Origin of the sequence: Endozoicomonas sp. (assembly GCF_965196975.1) — a bacterium.
Classification (GTDB): Bacteria; Pseudomonadota; Gammaproteobacteria; order Pseudomonadales; family Endozoicomonadaceae; genus Endozoicomonas.
In genome coordinates, this window is record NZ_OZ239981.1 from 5,547,650 (window position 1) to 5,568,771 (window position 21,122).

Annotated in this window: 15 protein-coding genes; 8 read left to right on the top strand and 7 right to left on the bottom strand. The window is 46.1% G+C overall.

Annotation, left to right across the window (positions count from 1 at the left end):
• The first annotated feature begins 564 nt into the window (after window positions 1-564).
• A complete protein-coding gene (locus ACOCLE_RS24580; protein ID WP_419534654.1) occupies window positions 565-2,553 on the top strand; it encodes a hypothetical protein in 1,989 nt (662 codons plus the stop codon).
• Window positions 2,554-2,797: 244 nt separating this feature from the next.
• Here ACOCLE_RS24580 and ACOCLE_RS24585 read toward each other — a convergent pair whose 3' ends face one another.
• Window positions 2,798-3,559: an SDR family oxidoreductase gene (locus ACOCLE_RS24585; protein ID WP_419534655.1), complete on the bottom strand. Its 762-nt coding sequence runs from the start codon at window positions 3,557-3,559 to the stop codon at window positions 2,798-2,800.
• Between the two features lie 197 nt (window positions 3,560-3,756).
• Between ACOCLE_RS24585 and ACOCLE_RS24590 the strand changes: the two genes are divergently transcribed.
• The 4 genes from ACOCLE_RS24590 to groL all read left to right on the top strand — a co-directional run bounded on the left by ACOCLE_RS24590 (window position 3,757) and on the right by groL (window position 7,384).
• Complete coding sequence (locus ACOCLE_RS24590) at window positions 3,757-4,470, top strand: HugZ family protein (protein WP_419534656.1); 714 nt, start codon at window positions 3,757-3,759, stop codon at window positions 4,468-4,470.
• 80 nt (window positions 4,471-4,550) lie between these two features.
• Window positions 4,551-5,048: an FxsA family protein gene (locus ACOCLE_RS24595; protein WP_419534657.1), complete on the top strand. Its 498-nt coding sequence runs from the start codon at window positions 4,551-4,553 to the stop codon at window positions 5,046-5,048.
• 338 nt (window positions 5,049-5,386) lie between these two features.
• Window positions 5,387-5,680: a co-chaperone GroES gene (locus ACOCLE_RS24600; protein WP_020581047.1), complete on the top strand. Its 294-nt coding sequence runs from the start codon at window positions 5,387-5,389 to the stop codon at window positions 5,678-5,680.
• A 60-nt stretch (window positions 5,681-5,740) separates the two neighbouring features.
• Window positions 5,741-7,384: a chaperonin GroEL gene (gene groL / locus ACOCLE_RS24605; protein ID WP_066014043.1), complete on the top strand. Its 1,644-nt coding sequence runs from the start codon at window positions 5,741-5,743 to the stop codon at window positions 7,382-7,384.
• A 146-nt stretch (window positions 7,385-7,530) separates the two neighbouring features.
• On the opposite strand, the gene ACOCLE_RS24610 is transcribed toward groL, so the two are convergent.
• Window positions 7,531-9,024 carry a hypothetical protein gene (locus ACOCLE_RS24610; protein ID WP_419534658.1) on the bottom strand — a complete coding sequence of 498 codons (1,494 nt, stop codon included), beginning with the start codon at window positions 9,022-9,024 and terminating at the stop codon, window positions 7,531-7,533.
• Window positions 9,025-9,333: 309 nt separating this feature from the next.
• Between ACOCLE_RS24610 and ACOCLE_RS24615 the strand changes: the two genes are divergently transcribed.
• Window positions 9,334-12,405 (top strand): hypothetical protein, encoded by a 3,072-nt coding sequence (locus ACOCLE_RS24615; RefSeq protein ID WP_419534659.1) that lies wholly within the window; start codon window positions 9,334-9,336, stop codon window positions 12,403-12,405.
• 111 nt (window positions 12,406-12,516) lie between these two features.
• On the opposite strand, the gene ACOCLE_RS24620 is transcribed toward ACOCLE_RS24615, so the two are convergent.
• Window positions 12,517-13,671 carry a JmjC domain-containing protein gene (locus tag ACOCLE_RS24620; RefSeq protein WP_419534660.1) on the bottom strand — a complete coding sequence of 385 codons (1,155 nt, stop codon included), beginning with the start codon at window positions 13,669-13,671 and terminating at the stop codon, window positions 12,517-12,519.
• Window positions 13,672-13,796: 125 nt separating this feature from the next.
• Between ACOCLE_RS24620 and ACOCLE_RS24625 the strand changes: the two genes are divergently transcribed.
• The gene (locus ACOCLE_RS24625; protein ID WP_419534661.1) at window positions 13,797-14,438 is read left to right on the top strand and encodes a glutathione S-transferase family protein; all 642 of its coding nucleotides are present in this window, start codon (window positions 13,797-13,799) and stop codon (window positions 14,436-14,438) included.
• Between the two features lie 123 nt (window positions 14,439-14,561).
• Here ACOCLE_RS24625 and astB read toward each other — a convergent pair whose 3' ends face one another.
• Genes astB through astA form a run of 3 tightly spaced genes read right to left on the bottom strand, consistent with a single transcriptional unit; the run spans window position 14,562 to window position 18,525 of the window.
• Complete coding sequence (gene astB / locus ACOCLE_RS24630) at window positions 14,562-15,902, bottom strand: N-succinylarginine dihydrolase (protein ID WP_419534662.1); 1,341 nt, start codon at window positions 15,900-15,902, stop codon at window positions 14,562-14,564.
• Between the two features lie 40 nt (window positions 15,903-15,942).
• On the bottom strand, window positions 15,943-17,424 hold the full coding sequence (astD, locus tag ACOCLE_RS24635; RefSeq protein ID WP_419534663.1) for a succinylglutamate-semialdehyde dehydrogenase: 1,482 nt from the start codon (window positions 17,422-17,424) through the stop codon (window positions 15,943-15,945).
• Between the two features lie 45 nt (window positions 17,425-17,469).
• Window positions 17,470-18,525 (bottom strand): arginine N-succinyltransferase, encoded by a 1,056-nt coding sequence (gene astA / locus ACOCLE_RS24640; protein WP_419534664.1) that lies wholly within the window; start codon window positions 18,523-18,525, stop codon window positions 17,470-17,472.
• Between the two features lie 187 nt (window positions 18,526-18,712).
• On the opposite strand from astA, the gene ACOCLE_RS24645 reads away from it, so the two are divergent.
• Window positions 18,713-20,017, top strand: coding sequence for a hypothetical protein (locus ACOCLE_RS24645; RefSeq protein ID WP_419534665.1), 1,305 nt, complete (start codon window positions 18,713-18,715; stop codon window positions 20,015-20,017).
• A gap of 100 nt (window positions 20,018-20,117) precedes the next feature.
• Here the strand turns inward: ACOCLE_RS24645 and ACOCLE_RS24650 are convergent, their stop codons facing one another.
• Window positions 20,118-21,116, bottom strand: a complete 999-nt coding sequence (locus tag ACOCLE_RS24650; protein ID WP_419534666.1) for an NAD-dependent epimerase — start codon at window positions 21,114-21,116, stop codon at window positions 20,118-20,120.
• Between the last annotated feature and the right edge of the window lie 6 nt (window positions 21,117-21,122).

Sequence of the window (21,122 nt, forward strand, 5' to 3'; positions counted from 1 at the left end):
ATATGCCCGTCATTAGACAAGGAGATAGCGGGAGTTACTTAATCCCATTATTAATAGCCTGCTGAAACCTCATTTGTGGTCATGCCGTCTCTCGATGTAGCTTTTAGACCTTCTGCCAATCTGAGGCTGCATTCTTATAAAATCTGATTATTAGAGTTGTAGGTTGAAAGCTTGGTTGTGGTTGTTTTTTGTGGGGGGCAGCGATTGTGCTTTAGCAATCCCATTCGGACATATAAGTAATATTTGTTATGGGCCTGTTCTAAGGCTAAGGGGGGGAGGTAAGTATTTAAAGGTCGATGGTTTTGTATTTGTGAAAGTAAACCTCTCCATATAAGGCTTCTAAAACGCTTATATCCCTCCTCGTAAAGTACTATTTGAAATATATTTTCTCTCTATTTTTATTTCCTGAATATAAATAATAATTATTATCAAAACTATTAAGTTTTGAGAACTAATTATCTTTTGCTTTGTCTATGAATTGTCAGCGCATGGCTAATTATGTGTCAGGTGTTGTGTGTATTTCTTGATAAATGATTGATTCACTCACTTCATAGGAAACCGTGAATGGATAATGTTGTTTTTGATTCAGCAAATGCTGCGGCTAGCATGTTGAACATGGCTAATCAGAAGAGCAGCGGGGCAATACCACAAGGTGAAAGCGGTATGTTCGGTTGGCTTTCTGTTAAAAATTGGCCAGATGGTTTTAAGGATACGATTCGGTGGGGGGGAGAAACTCTAGCTAGAAAGTTAGCTGGTACCCCAATAGAAAAAAGAGCCGTTGGACACGCTGCAGGCCATGATCAGGAAATCTACGGAACAAAAGAATCAGAAAATTGCCCTGCTAGGTCTTCATTGCAAGAATCTGTTGATTCTCAAGGTGTATCATTACCTTCAGATCCTGGTGTTAATTCAAAGGCGATGACGTTGTTAGCTTTAATGACAAAGTTCGGCTTGGTATCAAGCCAGGGATCCACAACTGTAATACCTGATACGACGACTGCACAGGCTTTGAGTAATATACTAACATTTAATAGTGCTGTTTTTGCTCAAGCGGTTAAAGAAAGTACGGAGTTAGTCGCATTTCTAAGCGTGGCATTTAATGATGCACTTACCGAGGCACAGCAAACGACTAAAAATAAAGTACTTATTGGTGGGGCTGCAGCAGTAGGTTTCTTAGGTTGCTGGATTGGTGTCGGTACGTTGTTTGGTAAGTTGCTGTCGCAACAGCTCGCATCTGGCGATAAGACGGATTTGCTCATCAAGTCTATAGAAGGAGCTACCAAACTGTGGGCAGCCTATAAGCTACATCAGCTTATTGAAATGTCTGGGGAACTGAGAGGACAGCTAGAGGTCGATGGTGAGCAGATTATCGTTAAAGAAAAATTAAAACCTGTAACTATCTGGATCGAAAACGGAGATCACGATACTCGTAATCTCAGAAGAAAGGAAAATGAGCCTGATAGAGCTACAGCTGGCCCAACCGAAAGAGCTACAGCTGGCCCAACCGAAAGAGCTACAGCTGGCCCAACCGAAGCTTCGAAGGAATTAACACCTGTAAATGCCTGGCTCGAAGACAGAGGTCACGATACTAGTAATCTCAGAAGAAGGAAAAATATAACACATGAGCCTGATAGAGCTACAGCTGGCTCAACCGAGAGAACTACAGCTGGCTCAACCGAGAGAACTACAGCTGGCTCAACAGAGAGAACTACAGCTGACTCAACCGAGAGAACTACAGCTGACTCAACCGAAAGAGTTACTGCAGGCCCAATGGAAAGAGCTAACGATGAGCTAGGCAGGAAGAGGACTTTGGAAAACAAGTATAAGGAACGGTTTGCAAAAAATTCTGATAGCTTATATGGAAATTTAGGGAATGTTGTGAAATATGTGGCCACTCAGGCTGTGCGAGAAGGGGGGGAGCTTGGTGTTTTAAGTGGCGTGACTATGGCGCCATATCTTATTGCCGGGGCAAACATTGGTACTGCTGTAGCCTCGATTGCTCTCAGTGGGGGGGCAGGAGTAGCGGTGCCAATTGCGGCATATTATGGCAGCAAAGGTGTGGTTGGCTTGATTGCACACATCGAAAAGAGACTCAACGACACTGATTGGCTGGCAAGGAAGGCTGAAGCTTTTTCGGGAGCAGTAGGCGACTGGACCAAAGAGATGCTTGTTTTTGCGTTGGCATCCTATGCGGTTCATGAGTTTGAAGAAGTGCTGGGTATTGATGTGAAATTGTGGGATCTGACAAAAATTTATTCATGGCTATCCGAAAAAGAAATGCCTTTTGCCGCAGTTTCTGCGCTAGTACCTTATGATGCGAATCCAACCTTTTGGCAAGCACTGGTTATTGCTTATGCTTGGACTAAGAATGCAGTTGCTCCTTGTGGTAAGTTCGCCGCAACGCAAGTAAATCATCTTTATCATAAGATCAGAGGTGATTCTTTAACGGTTGAGGGTGGTGGCCCCTCTCGTGAGCAGCAGTCTCGTGATAATGATGGGTTTGTTATAGAAGTGCCTGCAGAGTCGCCTCAATATGTTTCTACTCCACTGTAAAGTAGCAATAGGCATGTTTTTCTTGCAGTAGATATGCAAGATAATTTTCAGTGTTTAAAGATACTTGTTATGAGTGTCCGTAAAGTTTCTAGAAAACCCTGTTTTAGCTACCAGATGGGCACGTTTTGTATATTTATCAATGTCTAACTCATTGATTTATCATATCGATTTTTATTGCAGTTAATTGCTCGTTGTCGTTTAGGTAAGGTATCCATTGCACTATTGCGCTGAATACCTTCATTTTTCAGAGCTTCAAACCACCATCCAACTCTAAAACACGCCCGTTGTAATAATTATTTTCAAAAATAAAACCAACGGTCTGGGCAATCTCTTCCGGTGTTCCCATGCGTCCAACCGGAATACCAGCGGTTAATCTGGCTTTGGCTTCTGGCTTCATGCTGCCAGTCATTTCCGTTTCAATAACACCGGGAGCAATGGCTGCACAACGGATGCCGTATTTGGCCAGCTCTTTGGACCAGGTTACCGTCATGGCTGAAACACCCGCTTTGGCGGCAGAGTAGTTACTTTGTCCAAAGTTCCCTTCACGGGCAATGCTGGCGATATTGACGATAACACCCTGTGAGCCGCTTTCAATCATGCTGGCTGCGACTTCACGGCCGCAGAGGAATACACCAGTCAGGTTAACATTTATGACGGCCTGCCATTTGTCGAAGGAGAGTTTGTCGGTCACTTTGCCATCTTTGGCTTTGATCAGCAGACCATCCCTGAGAATTCCAGCATTATTTACCAGGCCATTCAATGGACCCAGTTCTGCTGAGGCTTTCTGGACCGCTGCTTCAACCTGAGCCTCTTCAGCAACATTGGCTGGCAGTGCTACAGCATTAACACCTTTTGAACGACAGAGTTCGGCTGCTTCATGAAGTTCGGGGGTGTCCAGATCGATAAGGCCTATGTTGGCACCACGCTCTGCAAACCAGCTGGCCATTGCCAGGCCGAGCCCTCTGGCAGCACCTGTGATCAGGATATTTTTATCTTTGATGTTCATAATTGTTCTTATACTTCATTGGTGGACGGTACAGTGATCATCCTGAAACGAAACTGAATAAAAGACAACATCTATAATGGTTATTGATAATAAAACTCATTACCATATAATGCGGTCAACACATCATCAGTGGCTGATTTTTCAACAGTTACACTGTCAATAAACGATAATGAATAAACACCCACAGGAGTTTAGTTATGATGGATACCAAGGAAGCAGCGGCATGTGAGGCCAGAAAACTGCTGCTGGGGGAATACCACGGCATTTTGTCTACGCACTCCAAGGATGTTCCGGGCTATCCCTTTGGTTCTGTCATGCCTTATTGCCTGGACGCGAATGGTTGCCCAATCATTCAAATCAGTACGATTGCCCAGCACACTAAAAATATCGAAGAAAACCCAAGGGTTTCGCTTATTGTCAGTGACACGGATACTGACGACGTGCACACAGCCGGGCGCCTGACCTGGATGGGAGACGCCGAAAAAATAGAAAACCCTGAAGACGTTGCTGAGCACTACTTCAACTATTTCCCTCAGGCCAGAAACTACAGCAACACCCATAACTTTGATTTCTACCGCATCAAGCTGGTGAAGGCTCGCTTTATCGGTGGTTTTGGTAAAATTTTCTGGGTGAAAAATGAGTTGCTTTGCAAAGCGAATCCATTCTTTGGTGAAGTGGGCAAAGGCATGATTGATCATATGAATGAAGATCATGTGGATGCCATGGTGAAGTATTGTCTGGCTGCTAAAGTCGTTATTCCTGAAGGGGTTAGTCCAAAAATGGCCGGGGTCGACTCAGAAGGCATGCATATCCTGCTGGGCAGGAAAGTGGTCCGTATTCCATTTCCAGAGAATGCGGTCAGTGCCATGGAAGTTCGCCAGCAGCTGGTGGCCATGGCCAAAGCGGCTTGATGCCACTCTGAGCTGGCAACCCTTGAAAAAAAACGACACCGCCTCTATATAGGAGGCTCCAATGATTAACGGGGCCTCTTATGCGCTTCCTCTTTCTACTGTTTATTCTTTTACCCATCCTGGAAATGGTGGTGCTGATCAAAGTGGGTAGCATCATCGGTGCCTGGAATGCGGTTGCCCTGGTTATTCTGTCGGTATTTATTGGTATCGAAGTGATTCGCCGTCAGGGCTTCAAAACAACGTTAAGGGCCCGCCAGAAGATGGCTGCAGGCGAACTGCCCGCTATGGAAATGCTGGAAAATCTGGCCATTGCCCTGGGCGGCCTGTTGATGTTGATCCCCGGCTTTATTACTGACGTCCTGGGGATATTCCTGTTGATTCCACCGGTTCGTCGGCTGCTCATCCGCCGCTGGCTGAAAGTCAGTGGGGTTAAGGTTCAACAAACCAATATCTACGAGGCTGAGTACCGGCGTGAGCCATCATGGCATCACGAGCAAACCCATCTTAACCACACCATTGATGGGGACTATACCCGTGAAGAGGATGATGGTGGTTCTGGAAGTCAAAAGCGTCAGTAATTGATTAGCCCTGATTTCTGAACATTTAACGAATTTATCAGTCTATCTGGAGTGCAAGTCCTGAGTTTTGTGAAAAAGTCAGTTTTTTTTCCATTAGCCTCTTGAAAACTGCACCAGCCACCCATACTAAGTGGAACACCTGATAAGACTTCGGCAAGGCTTTGAACTTTCATTTAAGGCCAGTGCCAAAGTGAATTTCATCCCTGGTGAATACTTGGGAGGTTCGGGTAAACCGGGCCACAGTGAAACGATAGTACATCATTTCACTGCCATTACGTTGATAGCGAGCAACCTGTAAAAGGTTGCACGGCATAAGCAAACTGTTGGAGAAAGAATCGATGAAAATCCGTCCGTTGCGTGATCGCGTGGTCGTTCGTCGTGTCGAAGAAGAAACTACCTCTGCTGGTGGCATCGTACTGCCAGGTTCTGCAACTGAAAAGCCTAATCAGGGTGTTGTGGTTGCAGTCGGCGATGGCGTGTTCCTGGACAATGGTGAAAAGCGTCCTGTTGGCGTTAGCGTTGGTGACAAGGTTATCTTCGGCAAGTATGCAGACTCAAACACCGTGAAGATTGACGGTGAAGAGCTGATCATCCTGTCTGAAAGTGACATTTCCGCCGTTCTGGAAGGCTGATTGTTCAGCAATCAAACGGCAATTTTCCGATTTCACAAATAGTGCATAGGGTCACCAACCATGGCAGCTAAACAAGTTAAATTCGGCGACGAAGCTCGCAAAGAAATGCTCAAGGGCGTCAACATCCTGGCTGATGCTGTAAAGGCTACTCTGGGTCCTAAGGGCCGTAACGTTCTGCTGGAGAAGTCCTTTGGCGCTCCTACCATCACTAAGGATGGTGTTTCCGTAGCCAAGGAAATCGAACTGAAAGACAAGTTCCAGAACATGGGTGCCCAGCTGGTTAAGGAAGTGGCTTCCCAGGCTAATGATCAGGCAGGTGACGGTACGACTACCGCTACCGTTCTGGCTCAGTCCATCCTGAACGAAGGTCTGAAGTACGTTGCCGCTGGCATGAACCCAATGGACCTGAAGCGTGGTATCGACAAGGCGGTTATCGCCGTTGTTGAACAGCTGAAAGCCCTGTCTACTCCTTGTACTGACAGCAAGTCCATCGCTCAGGTAGGTACTATTTCTGCCAACTCCGACGAGCTGGTTGGCCAGATCATCGCTGAAGCCATGGAAAAAGTAGGCAAAGAAGGTGTGATCACTGTTGAAGAAGGCAGTGGTCTGGAAAACGAACTGGAAGTCGTAGAAGGCATGCAGTTCGACCGTGGTTACCTGTCTCCTTACTTCATCAACAATCAGGAAAGAATGTCTGCTGATCTGGAAGCACCTTTCATCCTGCTGGTTGACAAGAAAATCTCCAACATCCGTGAACTGCTGCCAGTTCTGGAAGCCGTTGCCAAAGCTGGCAAGCCGCTGATGATCATCGCTGAAGACGTTGAAGGCGAAGCCCTGGCGACTCTAGTTGTGAACAACATGCGCGGTATCGTTAAGGTAACTGCGGTTAAAGCTCCTGGCTTCGGCGACCGTCGTAAGGCCATGCTGCAGGATATCGCTATCCTGACTGGCGCGACTGTGATCTCTGAAGAAGTTGGCCTGTCTCTGGAAACGGCGACTCTGGACGACCTGGGTACTGCCAAGCGCGTACAGATCACCAAAGAAGACACCACCATTGTTGACGGTGCTGGCGTTCAGGCTGACATCGTTGCCCGTGTTGAGCAGATCCGTGCTGAGATCGAAAACTCTTCTTCTGACTACGACAAAGAGAAGCTGCAGGAGCGCGTAGCCAAGCTGGCTGGCGGTGTTGCTGTCGTTAAGGTAGGTGCTGCTACCGAAGTTGAGATGAAAGAGAAGAAAGCCCGCGTTGAAGACGCCCTGCACGCTACCCGTGCTGCGGTTGAAGAAGGTGTGGTCGCCGGTGGTGGTGTTGCTCTGGTTCGCGCCCTGTCTGCCATCAACGTTGAAACCATTAACGCTGAGCAGCGTGCTGGTGTTGAGCTGATCCTGCGTGCTCTGGAAGGCCCAATCCGTCAGATCGCTACCAACTCCGGTGACGAAGCGTCTGTCGTTGTTGACAAGGTTAAGGCTGGTTCTGGTAACTTCGGTTACAACGCAGCTACTGGTGAATACGGCGACATGATCGAAATGGGTATCCTGGATCCAGCCAAGGTAACCCGTTCTGCTCTGCAGGCAGCTGCCTCTGTTGCAGGCCTGATGATCACTACTGCAGCCATGGTTGCTGATGAGCCACAGGAAGATGCTCCAGCTATGCCTGATATGGGCGGCATGGGCGGTATGGGTGGTATGGGCGGCATGATGTAATGCTTCCCGGCAGATGAACTGGGTTCTGATGGATCTGGCTTTGGTCTGCCATGTCAGAAATGACGAAACTGCTTATATAACTCAAAGTAAAACCGGCATTTGATTTCAAATGCCGGTTTTTTTGTGGGTGATTAAATGCCGGCCTCTTATCTAGCCTCAATAGACTTAATTCGCTGAATTTTGATGGGCATGGTGATGCTTCCACCACCAACCCGAACTTTCAGCATCAGTGCATCACGGTCAACAGCGAGCAGTTCACCACTGAAACTTTTGGACCGCTCCACAAAGACTTCTATCTGGCGTCCGATATGATCGGGTAATTGGTGGACAGATATATCCTTAGACTGAGGCTTTCGATGAAGATAAGCTGTTTGATATTCCTCTTCTACAGATTGCTGGTCAGTATAAACTGAAGAAGAAACAGGAGCCTCGTCAGCGGTTTCTGGCTCCCACTCCATCTCAATCTGAGGTTCACCTTCCATGGATGGATCTTCCATGCCTTCCAGATCATCCCATCCATCAATAGCCATATTGTAATCTTCAGGTTGGCCATCCATAAACTCAGACGGGTCTGGAGTAATGAGCTCAAATGGGGAAACAGTGTTGTTATTTACCTTAAGAGAAAGCCCTAGGGTTGATACCCAGTGCTCGGTATCATAAACAGCAAGAATCATTGGATTAAAGTTTGGCGGAAGATATGAGGAAATGCTGATGCTTTCCGGCTTTTTCAAAAAACCAATATAAGCCTTTTTCATCGCTTCATTTGGTACAATACCTAAAGTATGAAAATAGTATTCATCCGGTAAATTGGTATTTCTCTGGATATACTCGTTGATGGAAATACCTGACTGCTGTGCACAGTATTTGTTTGTTGCTGGAACCAGACCTTGATCTTGATATGTCATTTCTACGCTGGAGATTTGGGGCATTTGCATGAGGTCTTGGAAACCAACAGACTTCTGGTTTGAGATATTGATTTTCAATGATGCCGTGTATAGATCTGTAGCACTGAATCCAAAGCTGGCTACTAACTTCTGACTATCTTCATTGTAATTATACTCCCAATAAAAACCTGTTACTAAGTTGGTAATGCCCATTTCTTTAAACTCTTCAGGGCCTAGCACATAATCATCTCCACAGATGGGTTCACTAATTGTTTTTAGCTCTTCTCTAAGGAAGTTATTTCGTTCATCTGTTATTCCAGAATAAATACTTTGATTATCAATAAATGGGTCATTAATTCCGTTGAATTGAACTCGTAATGATTCAGGCATTTCAACATCATTTTCCATTCCAATGTTGTACATCAACTTGATCATTTCAAATGTGTTTGGAAAAATTAATGCTATTTTTTCTGCATGGAATGGATCTTCTGAAATGCTGACTGGAGTGATTTCAAAATTTGAAATGGAAACCTTACCCGTTGCATGAACTGTGATATCTTCAAATCGTATGATTGCTTGAGAGGATGCAAGGAATGCTAATTGATTTAACTTGTCCGTTATTTGATATTCAGCATAGAACTTAAAACCAAACCAGCCAGCTGAAAGAAAAATGGCAAGAGCAAGTAGTCTTCTTATTAATAAAGTAATCATTAGGTCACCTGAATACGTCACATCTTCAGTACGATAAACACTCATTGTTTGATAATTTTTATTATCTAATGATGTTTCACTATCTTATAAAAATATGTATTTTTTTTGTTTTTATTCAAGGTGCTTGGTTTTTTATTGCTGTTTTATTGTCATTTTTATTTTTTTTGTATTTTTGATTTTGATGGCGACAAAAAAATATCAATTTTAATTTGTTGATTTTATTATGTTTGCTAGTGAAAGGCTGGAAGGTAAGGATAGATAGTCATTTAGATATTATATTTATTTAAATGTCTGTGTTTATTAATCTGCTTAAATATTAATTATTTAAAAGGTTTTTTTGAAAAGGATTTTGATATGGCGTCTACTTTGCCTCCTGATCGACCCCCTGGTCCGATTAGTTCGACTGGTGCTGATGCGGCAAATACACCGGAAACTGATAACGGTGCTGATGTTCAACCGCAAACATCAAAAGGTTCTCCAAGTTTCCAATCCTCAGCTTTGAGTGAAAGAAATGTAGAACAGTCTGAAAATATTCACCCTCAGATGAAATCAGGAGAGGAACTGGCTGCTCAGAGTAAAGAGAAACTACAGGAGTTATTGAACAATAGTGCATTATCGAATAGCTATCGTAGGCATGCAGAATCCAAACAAATAGATTCAGTTAAGGACTTACTAAAGGATGTTTCAGGAGCAATTGATTGGTATTCAGGCAATGCTGCTGAGAACTTTCGATCTGTTGTATCTGAAATGATGGCTAGAAAGCCAAAATTAGAGAAATTAAGCATTGTTATGAATATCCCTCCTCAATATCGGGATGTTCATTTAGTTCCCCCTGGTGATGATCTGGAGCGCTGTGAGGGAGACTTAGAACAGATTCTGAATATTGCAAAACAGATGGCCGATGGGCTGGGTGTAAAAAACCAAGCAGAAATCACGGATAATGATGATAAGAGAGTTATGGAAGAGGGGGTGCAGAGTTTTGAGTCCATCTTGAAACACCTGGATCCGGACTCTCGGCAGGATGCTTTCAATCAGTTCAGAGCATTTCAAAATCCACGAGTTGAGATAGGTGTGAATTGGTCTGATCTTTCCAATAATTCAGCTTGGCAACCACCGGATTTATCGAGATGTCCCCCTCATCTTAAGCCTAAGGAAGCTGAGTTTGACTTAACAAGTGAGCCTGATTTTGAAGCACCATTCGTTGATGAACGGCTTGACCAGCTTCAAGCTCAACTTAGATCCGAAGCACTTAAAGCAGGTGGGGATTTAACTGAGACTCAGCTTGCTGCAACGGAGGCAAATATTGCTGGTATGGGAAAAACAGCTAAAGAGTTAATGCATACTGAGCACCATATCCCTGGTATGTTTATGTTTAACTCGGCAGAAGGTCTTCAGCCCCCAAAGCTTCAAGATAATGGTGATCCATCATCAACTCATGCTCCGGCTAAGCAGCGCGGACCTGAATCGTCTGAGGAAATGGCTCGTCGAGAAGACCTCAGTCGATCTGGCAAAAAACCTCGGGCTGGCGATGAGGAATACGAGCGGACCTTAGGTGATTCTGGGCTACCAAGAGATGTTGAAGACGAAGATGATGATGTTTTTGGTCCCAACCAAACTTACACGCCCGGCCGATTACGCAGAAGCTCGGGGGATGATGACACACCAAAAAGTCCGGTTTTCAGGGGACCACCACCTCCTCCTGGAGGCCGTGATGGCGAGTATTTCAGGTTTCCTCCTGCTGTGGAAGGTGCTCTTGCCAGTGCTATACGCACCAGACGGCCATCCGGTCCATATGAAACGTCTTTGCCTCTTGATGAGAACCAGCAAACTGCTAGAGAAGACCTGACCAGTCATGATAATCGTGGCTTCAGTAGCTCCAGTACTACCCCACGAAGCTCCGTTTCTTCAGTAGATGAAGATTGGGAAGAACTATCTTTGCCTAGGGGGCAACTGCATCCATTCAGGCTTGATTATGAAAAGGATGTTCCTGGGGATTCGCAAAAGCAGGCAAGGGCCATTTTGGATCATGCAAAAACGGTTCTTGATGAAATGCCTCAGCTCAAGGGAGTTGCAATTACTTATTCAGCTAATCATGACCAGACGTTAAAAATTTTTCAAACTTATGATAGTGATCAATGGAAAACAGGGACTGGTGGAAGTAATCAGGGAAGTGTGATGGCTGAGATGGAAGCATTATTGGAGACGGAGGATTATCAGTCGTTGCAGGAAAAAGTTCGAATAGCACCAATTTCTACGATGAAGCAGGCAGGAAATGTTGGTGTGATCACCGATGAAGAAGTAGATCTTTGTCTGAATAATCTTGAAGCACTCATTAAAGATGGTTGGCAAGTATTTGCTTGGCAGAATCAGGACAGTGTCGTCAGAGAAGAAAGCCCATTTGCAATTGGTGGCGGTGAAGGTTTTCTTTCAACATCTCAATCTCAAAGAATCCAACAAACGTTGTTAGCGCTGTCAATGGAGGAGCAATCCCCAGCAAGGGTAATGATGTCTCCCAGTCTCTTAACAGCATCCAGCTCCAGCTCAGTAAAATCCCACCCCTCCATAACAAGTGTAACAATGACAGAGGAAAGGAAAGATGAAACTGACGAATTCACTTTATCAGACCATGATCGAGAGATTTTAGAAAAGCGGCAAAAAGCGTTTGATGAAATTTCAGAAACACACAAAAAAGTCAGATTCCTGCAAAATATTACGGAGGGCCGATTAAAAGCCAGTCATCTCTGGCAGGGTGTAGCTATCCCTCAAACCTGTGTAATTGATGCACTGGCTGGTGCGGGCTATTTTTTTGACCAGTTACCGGATAACGTTAGGCGGTATTTTGAAGAGCATGACTGGGCTCAACAATTAAGTCCAGATGCACTGATCCAAGGCATAGCTCCTAGTCAATATGATGATAATTTTGATACTCGAAACGAGCCTATCAAATTTGGTGACATCGAAGTAATTACAAGGGGAAAGGATGGAACACTCGGTGTCGAAATTCGTTGTATAGGTAATGCTTCTTCAGAAGATAAACAGGAACTAACCCAATGGTTAAAGGCCGGCTATGGTTATGAAAAGCCAGTACTGGCATTAAAAAGTCAAAATGGTTCTGGCCATTATACCGTGTGGGATCCTGAGAGTGACTGCTTCATTACTGCAGGGTTTGACCAGATCGATAAGGAAATTGAGCAACGTGAAGAGTTTGACAGAAATTATCAAGAGCTGCGTAGAAGTATGCCAGAACTTACCCATGAAGTTCTGAATGAGATGAAAGGCAAGGTTTCAAGCATTGATAATCTTGTACAACCAACAAGTGATTATCTAAATGGTATAAACCGTGACACAGAAGGAGTAGATAAAGATCATCAGCCAACATTAATGCTGATTAACCTTACTAGGATTATGCAACCTGACAATATCTAAATAATCCAATTACAAAAGCACCTTCAAGAACCACTATTGCTAATTTGGCAATAGTGGTTTTTAAAAAGCAGGTAACAGAATTTGATGTTTCTCCTTTTGCATTTGATAAAATCAGTTTTTTGAAGTTTCTTCAGGAAAGAGAATTCCAGAGTTTATGAGCGTTATTAGCCAAAGTTGGGACTCTTCATTAATGCATTGAGTCCACGTATCTGGAACTAAAGTCTCTTTGCAGCAAAGTGATCTTACCAAGCTGAGTAACTCGTCATTTTTACAATGCTGTGAAACCCCATCAGCAAACACCATTGGTTGCGAGATTTCACAGTAAGCAATTCTGGAGCCTTCACTGAGCCTAAGGTTTGAGTTCCCATACAATGAGATCAGGCTCTCCCAATTCTCAATTTCTTCTTCTGCGGATTGTGGATGTTTTGGTTCGGTCATGGCCTGGCCAAACCATTGTGCAATGAGGTGCTTATCCTCAGCATAGCTTTTAAGGATAGCCTGTACGCGATTGACAGCCTCCCGGTCGATTTCGCCGGGGTTTTTTAAGAGTCTCTGGTCAGGGTCTGCGTAGCGCAGGCTTTCACTCAGCTGATCAGATACAAAATCGGTAAACTGCATCAGAATATCCCGATGGCTGGGAGCCCGAAAGCCGACCGAGATGGTCATGCATTCACCCTCTGCGACACCATGGTGACCTACACCCGGTGGAAGATAAAGCATATCACCAGGCTCAAGCACATAGTCTTCAAGAACGTTAAACTCGGAAAGGATATGCAGCGATGTGTTTTCAATCGTTGGTGACTGGTCATCGTATAGGGGGCCGATCTGCCATCGCCTCTTGCCTGATGCCTGAAGTAAAAAAACGTCAAAGTTATCATAGTGTTGACCAGTGTTACCGCCATTGACAGCATAACTAATCATAATATCTTCCAGACGCCAGCTGGGCAGAAAGCGAAAGTACTCCAGCAATTCGTGAACTTCCGGTACCCAGTGATCGACCGCCTGAACCAATAGCGTCCAGTGACTTTCTGGTAACGAGCTGAAGGTTTCTTCAGTAAACGGCCCATGACGAAGCTCCCAGGGCGTTTCTCCTTTTTCAAGGATCAGCCGTGATTCAACCTCTTCTTCCAGAGACAGTCCGGCCAGTTCATTGGCAGAAAGGGGGGAGACGAAATCAGGAATGGCCTGCCGGATCAGTAAAGGCTTTTTTTGCCAGTACTCATTGAGAAAGTTGTCTGGAATGAGATGTTTTAGTGCTTTGCTCATTGCGCAGTGGCTCGCTTGATAAGGGCAGGGAGATCATGCTCTGGTTTTGTGAATATTGCAAAGGCTGCCGTGAACGGTAGGATAGCGTTTGGCTGAAGAAAAAACGAATCATAGAGGATGTGACCATGAGTAAGCTTTATGGGGTGCCACTATCGCCCATGGTGCGAAAAGTGCTGTTGGCTCTGGAATTAAAACAAATTGATCATGAACTGGTGCCGGTTACTCCTTTCAGAAAGCCGGAAGGCTTTGAGAAGATCAGTCCCTTGAAAAAAATACCAGCCTGGGAAGATGACAAGGTGACGCTTGCAGACTCAACGGTGATTTGCGAGTACCTTGAGGACCGTTATCCAGAACGTGCTCTCTACCCACAAGCTCCCGAAGAAAAGGCGAAGGCCCGCTGGTTTGAAGAGTATGCCGATACGGTGATGTTGCCAGTATTGGGAACGGTCTTTTTTGAACGTGTTGCCAGGAAACTGGTGAATCAGCCTGCTGACGAAGTCAAAGTGCAGGAAATTCTACAAACCAAGCTGCCAAAGACCTGTGCTTACCTGGAATCTGAGGTGCCGGAAACGGATTTTCTATTTGGGGCTGATCTTCAGTTGGCAGATATCGCACTGGCCACTCATTTTATTAATCTCTCCCATGCTCGAGTCCAGGTTGAGCCTGCAGAGTACCCCCGGCTGGCGGCTTATATTGATCGGCTTTTCCAGCATCCGGCAGTGGCATACAGGATTGCAGAAGATAAAAAGGTATTTGGCGGGAAATAATCACGGAATTTAACAGTTTCATTTTTTCAACACAAAGACACCAAGGCACAAAGAAAGATCTTCTCCGTACCTTGGTGTCTTTGTGGTAGAAAATTAAACTTTACTTAAATACGCTGATGGATATTAATTCTGGAATGGGTAGACCGAACCCAGATTAAGAATGCCGGTCAGTTCGTCCAGGGCTGTCCGGGATTCAGCCAGTAACAGGGGGTCTGCCAAATCTTTTTCAGACAGCTGATCACGGTAGTGCTTTTTGACCCAGCTACTGAGGGTTGAAAAGAGTTGGTCGTTTATCAGGCAGTTCTGATTAGTCGCTGCCAGTTCCTGCTCATTTAATACCACTCTGAGTCGCAGGCAGGCAGGGCCTCCACCGTTATTCATACTCTGGCGAAGATCAAAGACCTTCAGATCCGTAATAGGGCAGCTTGAGTTATTAACCAGGCTTTGCAGGTAGTTCCAGGCAGCAGGGTCATTTTCACACTCTGATGGAACAATAATCATTGTGCCGCCATTGCCAAGCGATAGCAGTTGGCTATTGAACAGGTAGGTGCCTACCGCCTGAGCTACTGAAACCTGTTGATCAGCCACTTCAACGATATGGAAGTCCTGTGGCCCATAAGCCTTTCTTAATGACTCATAGACAGCAGCCTGATCAACAAATGCCTGTTCATGGCAGAACAGTAGGTTGCGGTTGCCAACGGCGATGACATCATTATGAAAAACACCCTGATCGATGACCGCAGGATTTTGCTGTGCAAAGACCACCTTGTCTGGATCAAGCTGATGTAAGCGGGCGATGGCCTGACTGGCTTCAAGACTCTGGCGGGCAGGGTATTTCTGTGGTGATGCACTTTCCGGGTTAAATGCCTCTTTGCCGTAAACGAAAAACTCAACACCCTGCTGGCCGTATTCATGGCAAAAACGGGTGTGGTTTGCGGCACCTTCATCGCCAAAGTATTCAGTGGATGGCAGGGACTGATGGTGAACAAAATGCTCAGGGCTGTTAAACGTTGCTTTAAGTATATTTCCCGTGACTTCGTGCTCAATGGACCGGTGGAATTTATTGATTAAGTTGGCAGGAGTGAAATGTACTTTGCCATCAACGCAGTCAGCACTGGGAGAAACCGTCGCGGCATTAGCGGTCCACATACTGGAAGCCGAGCAGCAGGCTGCCAGAACGGCAGGCATCTGTTGAGTCGCATCGGAAAGGATTCGTGAGTCACTGCCCGTGAAGCCCAGCCTTCTCAGTGTGGTAATGTCCGGACGCTCCTGAGGAGCCAATACGCCTTGGACAAAGCCCAGTTCACTGAGGGCTTTCATTTTCTCAAGCCCCTGGAGAGCAGCCTGCTTTGGGTTTGCTACATTGCCTGCATGGTTTATTGAGGCCTTGTTGCCCCTGGATAAACCGGCATAGTTGTGAGTAGGGCCGACCAGCCCATCAAAGTTTGCTTCTATTGTTTTCATTATTTACTTCTTCATCATCGGTTCAACTCATTGGGGCTTTTTATAAATCGAGCCCGGGAGCGAGGTCTTTTGGCATACACAGTGACTCCGACTCTACGCTGGCCACCGGGTAGGCGCAGTAGTCTGCAGCAAAGTAGGCACTGGGGCGGTGGTTTCCGCTGTCACCGGGGCCACCAAACGGAGCGGCACTGCTGGCACCCGTAATTGGGCGGTTCCAGTTAACGATACCCGCGCGTATTCTCTGCAAAAAGTACTGATACTGCTCTGGCGCTTCACTGAACAATCCGGCAGAGAGGCCAAAACGTGTGTTATTGGCTTCTGCAACGGCATCTTCAAAACTATCGTAGCGAATAATTTGTAGCAGTGGGCCAAAGTACTCTTCATCAGGGCGGTCTTTGATCTCAGTCACGTCAATAATGCCTGGAGATACCAGCCCTGTTCCGGCTTGAAGGTGTGTTGATAAAAGCAGGCTTTTGCCTCCCAGGTTTTGCAGAGTTTCCTGGGCTGCCAGTATCTGTTTAGCAGCTGTTTCAGAGATCAGGGCTCCCATAAACGGCGCTTCGTGATCATCCCATTGGCCTATTTTGATTTTGGCTGTGGCTGCCGTGAGTGCATCAACAAACTGATCCCCCCAGGAAGTAGCAGGAACAAAAAGGCGGCGGGCGCAGGTGCAGCGCTGACCCGCGGTAATAAATGCTGAATGGATGGTGTCGTGTACTGCAGCTTTGGTATCTGCCATCTCTGTGACAATCAGTGGATTGTTACCGCCCATTTCCAGGGCAAGTATTTTTCCGGGCTGGCCACCGTATTGCTGGTGGATCATCTTGCCGGTGTTTGAACTGCCTGTGAAAAACAGGCCATCAAGCTCAGGATGTCCAGCCAGTGCGATACCGGTCTCTTTCTCTCCCTGAATCAGGTTAAGAACCCCTTCAGGAAGCCCTGCCTTTTGCCACAGTTGTACCGTGTATTCAGCAACGGCGGGTGTTAACTCGCTGGGTTTGAAAACCACTGTGTTGCCCGCTAGTAGGGCAGGAACAATATGCCCATTGGGAAGGTGACCCGGAAAGTTGTAGGGGCCAAACACGGCGACAACGCCGTGAGGTTTATGGCGTATGATGACTTTGCCAACAGGCATTGCGTTTTCAACAGTACCAGTACGTTCATGGTAGGCTTTTATCGATATCGCGATTTTACCAGCCATAGCGGTGGCTTCGGTTTTTGCTTCCCAGAGAGGCTTACCGGTTTCTCTGGCAATGATTTCTGCCAGAGCATCTTTATTCTGCTCAAGTTCATTGGCAAAAGCCTTTACTATGGATTCTCGTTCTGAAAAAGAGCGAAATGCCCAGTGATGACTGGCTTCCCGAGCGGCACGTATCGCCTGATCTACTTGTTCTGCTGTTGCACTGGCGCCTTGCCAGAGCACATTGCCTGTCCCCGGGTTTTCGGATGAAAAGGATTTACCATTAGCTGTAAGCCACTCTCCATTGATGAAGAGGCATTGTTGTTCTTTTGTTTCTGACATGGTTTTCATCCTCTTATTCGTTGGCTATTACGCGTTTGCCCTGGGCTAACTGGATAAAGGCACTACGCGCAGTAACTGACCTTCTTCAAGGTTAAGCGCTGAAGCCTGCTCTTTCGTAATTTTGACGAACTCCAGCCCTTCGTAAGAGAGATTGCCCATGATGCAACGAAAATTGGTTAACTCATTATTGGCCATCAGCCAGCGGCGTTCATCCGTTGTATTGCTGTCAACAATTTTAACTTTGTACTGTCGGGAGTCCCTCACTGAGCGTACATCTTTGACTCGGGCTTCCAGCAGCGGCCCAGCGTCAAAAATGTCTACATAACCGGTGTAATGGAACCCCTCTGATTCCAGCAGATGACGGGCCGGTGTAGTACTTTCATGGGTAATGCCAATGACCTCTCTGGCATTATCTGGTAATAAATTGGTGTAGATAGGGTGACGTGGCATGAGTTCGGCAATAAAGGCTTTATCGACGGTGGATTGCCGGTCAGCTTCTGCAAAATCAACGGCAAAAAAGTGTCGGCCCAAGGCTTCCCAAAAAGGAGAAACTTCCTGATCATCGCAGTAGCCACGCATTTCTGCAAAAAGATCTTCAGCAAACAGTTCTGGAAATGCCGACATAAACAGCATGCGACTTTTCGAAAGAAAGGCGCCGTTTTTTGAGTGGCGGTAATCTGGGTGCAAAAATAGGGTACACAGTTCTGAAAAGCCCGTGTGGTCGCTACAGAGCATCAGGGTGTCTACCATGGTGTAGACATTCAGTTGCTGTGAGGCATGAACCTGTTTACTCACCTTATAGTTATACCAGGGAGCATCAAGCCCTACGGCGGACTCTATACCCGCTGTACCAACAACCTGACCGGTTTCGGTATCTTCCATCACAAACAGATAGAGATCATTTTTCTGCTCTGCTTCGGAAGCACTTTTCTTGTGCGATGTTTCCCGGGAGGCTTCCTTAAAGGAGGTGAGTGCCCATGCCAGTTTATTATCAATCATGGGACGGTTGGGCTGCAGGGAGGTGAATCCAGCGCCGGTCTGATTAGCAATTTGCCAGAGAGCCTCACGGTCCCGCTCATGTATGGGGCGAATAACAATCATAGTCAGACACTGCCTTTGTTTTAATAATCGGTTAGCTATTTTGGTGCAAATAGATTTTGGGATGTTACCTCAATCTTTGTGAATTGTAAGATCATGCAAGCGGAAAAAGGAGTTCTATAGTAAGTGTTGGTACTTAAGACAATTATAGCCTCACGAGGCTGATGAAAATAGTAGCTAAGAAGTGTATATGGAAGCAGTTATCGAAGCGGTACCCATGCCTCAGGTGGCGGATTTACATCCTGCAGCTGGAGAGGGAGGTGAGCCTAATTTACGGCGAATGGGGCCTCGTGATGTCTTTCTTGCTGAGCCAGCGGATCCCCAGCTTCTGATGGATGCCATTAACCCAAGCCTCCTGAAGACCATAAAAGAACGCGCAGTATGCTCTTTTGACACACTATGTTTGGGAATTGCTGATGCTTGTAAATGGGGAGCCTATGCTGGCGTCTGGGGGGGGATGATTGCAACGGGAATGGTCTCTTTGATGTCACTACCCTCTTCTCTACTTGGAGCCTTGCTTGGTGGCGCAGTTGGGTTTGGTGAATCCGTCGTAGAAGGAGGTGTGTATTATGCCGAACATCGCGATTTTCCCAGAGACCAGTGTCCATTGCTGCTTGGTAACATCCCCATAGAGAATCTACCTGTTGTTGGTGACTTTATTAGCTTTGGATGGATGAAGCATCTGCCGTATCAGGGCGAAAATGTCAATAACAGCGTATTTACCTTTGTGGGTAGTAGAGTTTCTTCCGGTGCAACGGTTGGTTTCGGGCTTGGTTCAGTTGCCGCTTTAGTGAATATTAACCCATCCAGCATTCTGGCCGCAGCAGCCTTTACGGCGCTGGCAGCATTCTCAATCGCGGTCGTTATCAACGTTGCTGGTGTGATGCTGAATTCTCTCATTTTGACGAATTTTGAAATGAAGGAGAACTATCGAGAATTTAATAGGTTATTCAACAAACCAATCGGCGAAAGAATAGTTGAGAATGTTAAGTCTGTGCTATTGAATATTCAGCCTGAAGGTAGAGACTATTGGTCCTCACCAAAGACTGTAGAAGCCGCTGCGACACTGTTGGGTATTCCCCGCTTTCGGGTATCAAGAGATGAGTGGGGGGTCACTAAAAAAGACATCAATAATGCGACTCTCCTCCGGATTAGACGGGCTAAAGAGTTATTTCCTGGTGATGTTGATTCATTCGACCGATTCCGCGGGCTTTATGTGGAGGCATGGAGAGTACTTTCGTGTGAAATAGAATTTAAACAGAGGAAGGCTGACAAAGAGCGTAGAGATAGAGCCATCGAAGACGAGCGGCAGAGGGCTCAGGATCGAAGTGATCGTAATCTTTTGGGGCTTCCTGAAGATGGGGTGCTACAAAGAGAAATGATTGATGCGGGTTATGCTGAGGCTGCAAATCTATGGGAAAACCAGTTTAAGTTTCTCAAGAACTCTGCTCAACTTGATCAGGCGCAACGCCGTTTGAGGGAACGAGTTCCTTGATACGCATTAATATCCCCTAGTCTTGACCATTGTCAGCCACAAGTGTGATTTCTCCAACCTTAGTGGCTAAGCACAAGAGGAGAGCTCAGCCACTAATCATTTATTTCCCCTGCTTCATATACCACTGAGCAAACTTTTGCAACCCTTCTTCAATAGACGTCGATGGTTTAAAACCGACCGTTTCCATTAAATCACTCACGTCGGCATAAGTTGCATAGACATCCCCGGGCTGCATTGGCAAATACTGTTTCTCTGCCTGTTTGCCAATCGCATTTTCCAACGCAGTGATAAAGGTCATCAGCTCAACTGGCTGGTTATTACCGATATTGTAAACCCGGTAGGGCGCTGAGCTGCGGCTTGGGTCAGTGCTGTCAAAATGATCTGACGTTGTCGGAATCACATCCTGAATTCGTACGATACCTTCCACAATATCATCAATGTAGGTGAAATCTCTTTTCAGCTTGCCCTCATTAAAAACGGGGATTGCTTCTCCACGGTTGATCATCTGGGTGAACTTGAAGTAAGCCATGTCGGGGCGCCCCCAAGGTCCATACACTGTGAAAAACCTCAGGCCAGTGGTCGGTATACCATAGAGGTGCGAGTAAGTGTGGGACATCAACTCATTGGATTTTTTGGTCGCAGCGTAGAGTGAAACCGGGTGGTCAACCGCATCAGTGGTTGAGAATGGCATTTTGGTATTCATGCCATACACAGAACTGGATGAGGCGTAGACAAGGTGTTCTACGTCGTTATTGCGGCAACCTTCAAGAATGGTGGCATGGCCGACAAGGTTGCTGTCGATATAGGCCATTGGGTTGTCGATGGAGTAACGGACACCTGCCTGAGCGGCCAGATGAATCACCCGGTTGAACTTCTCCTGCTTGAACAGTGCTGCAATACCCTCACGATCAGCAAGGTCGAGTTCAACAAAGCGGAAGTTTTTCAGAGGTGCGAGTTCATTGAGCCGGCCATGCTTCAGGCTGACATCGTAATAGTCATTAAGATTATCGATGCCAACGACTTCGTGCCCCATTTCACAGAGACGCTTGGTGGTAAAGAAGCCAATAAAGCCCGCGGCTCCGGTGACCAGATATTTCATCGTGGT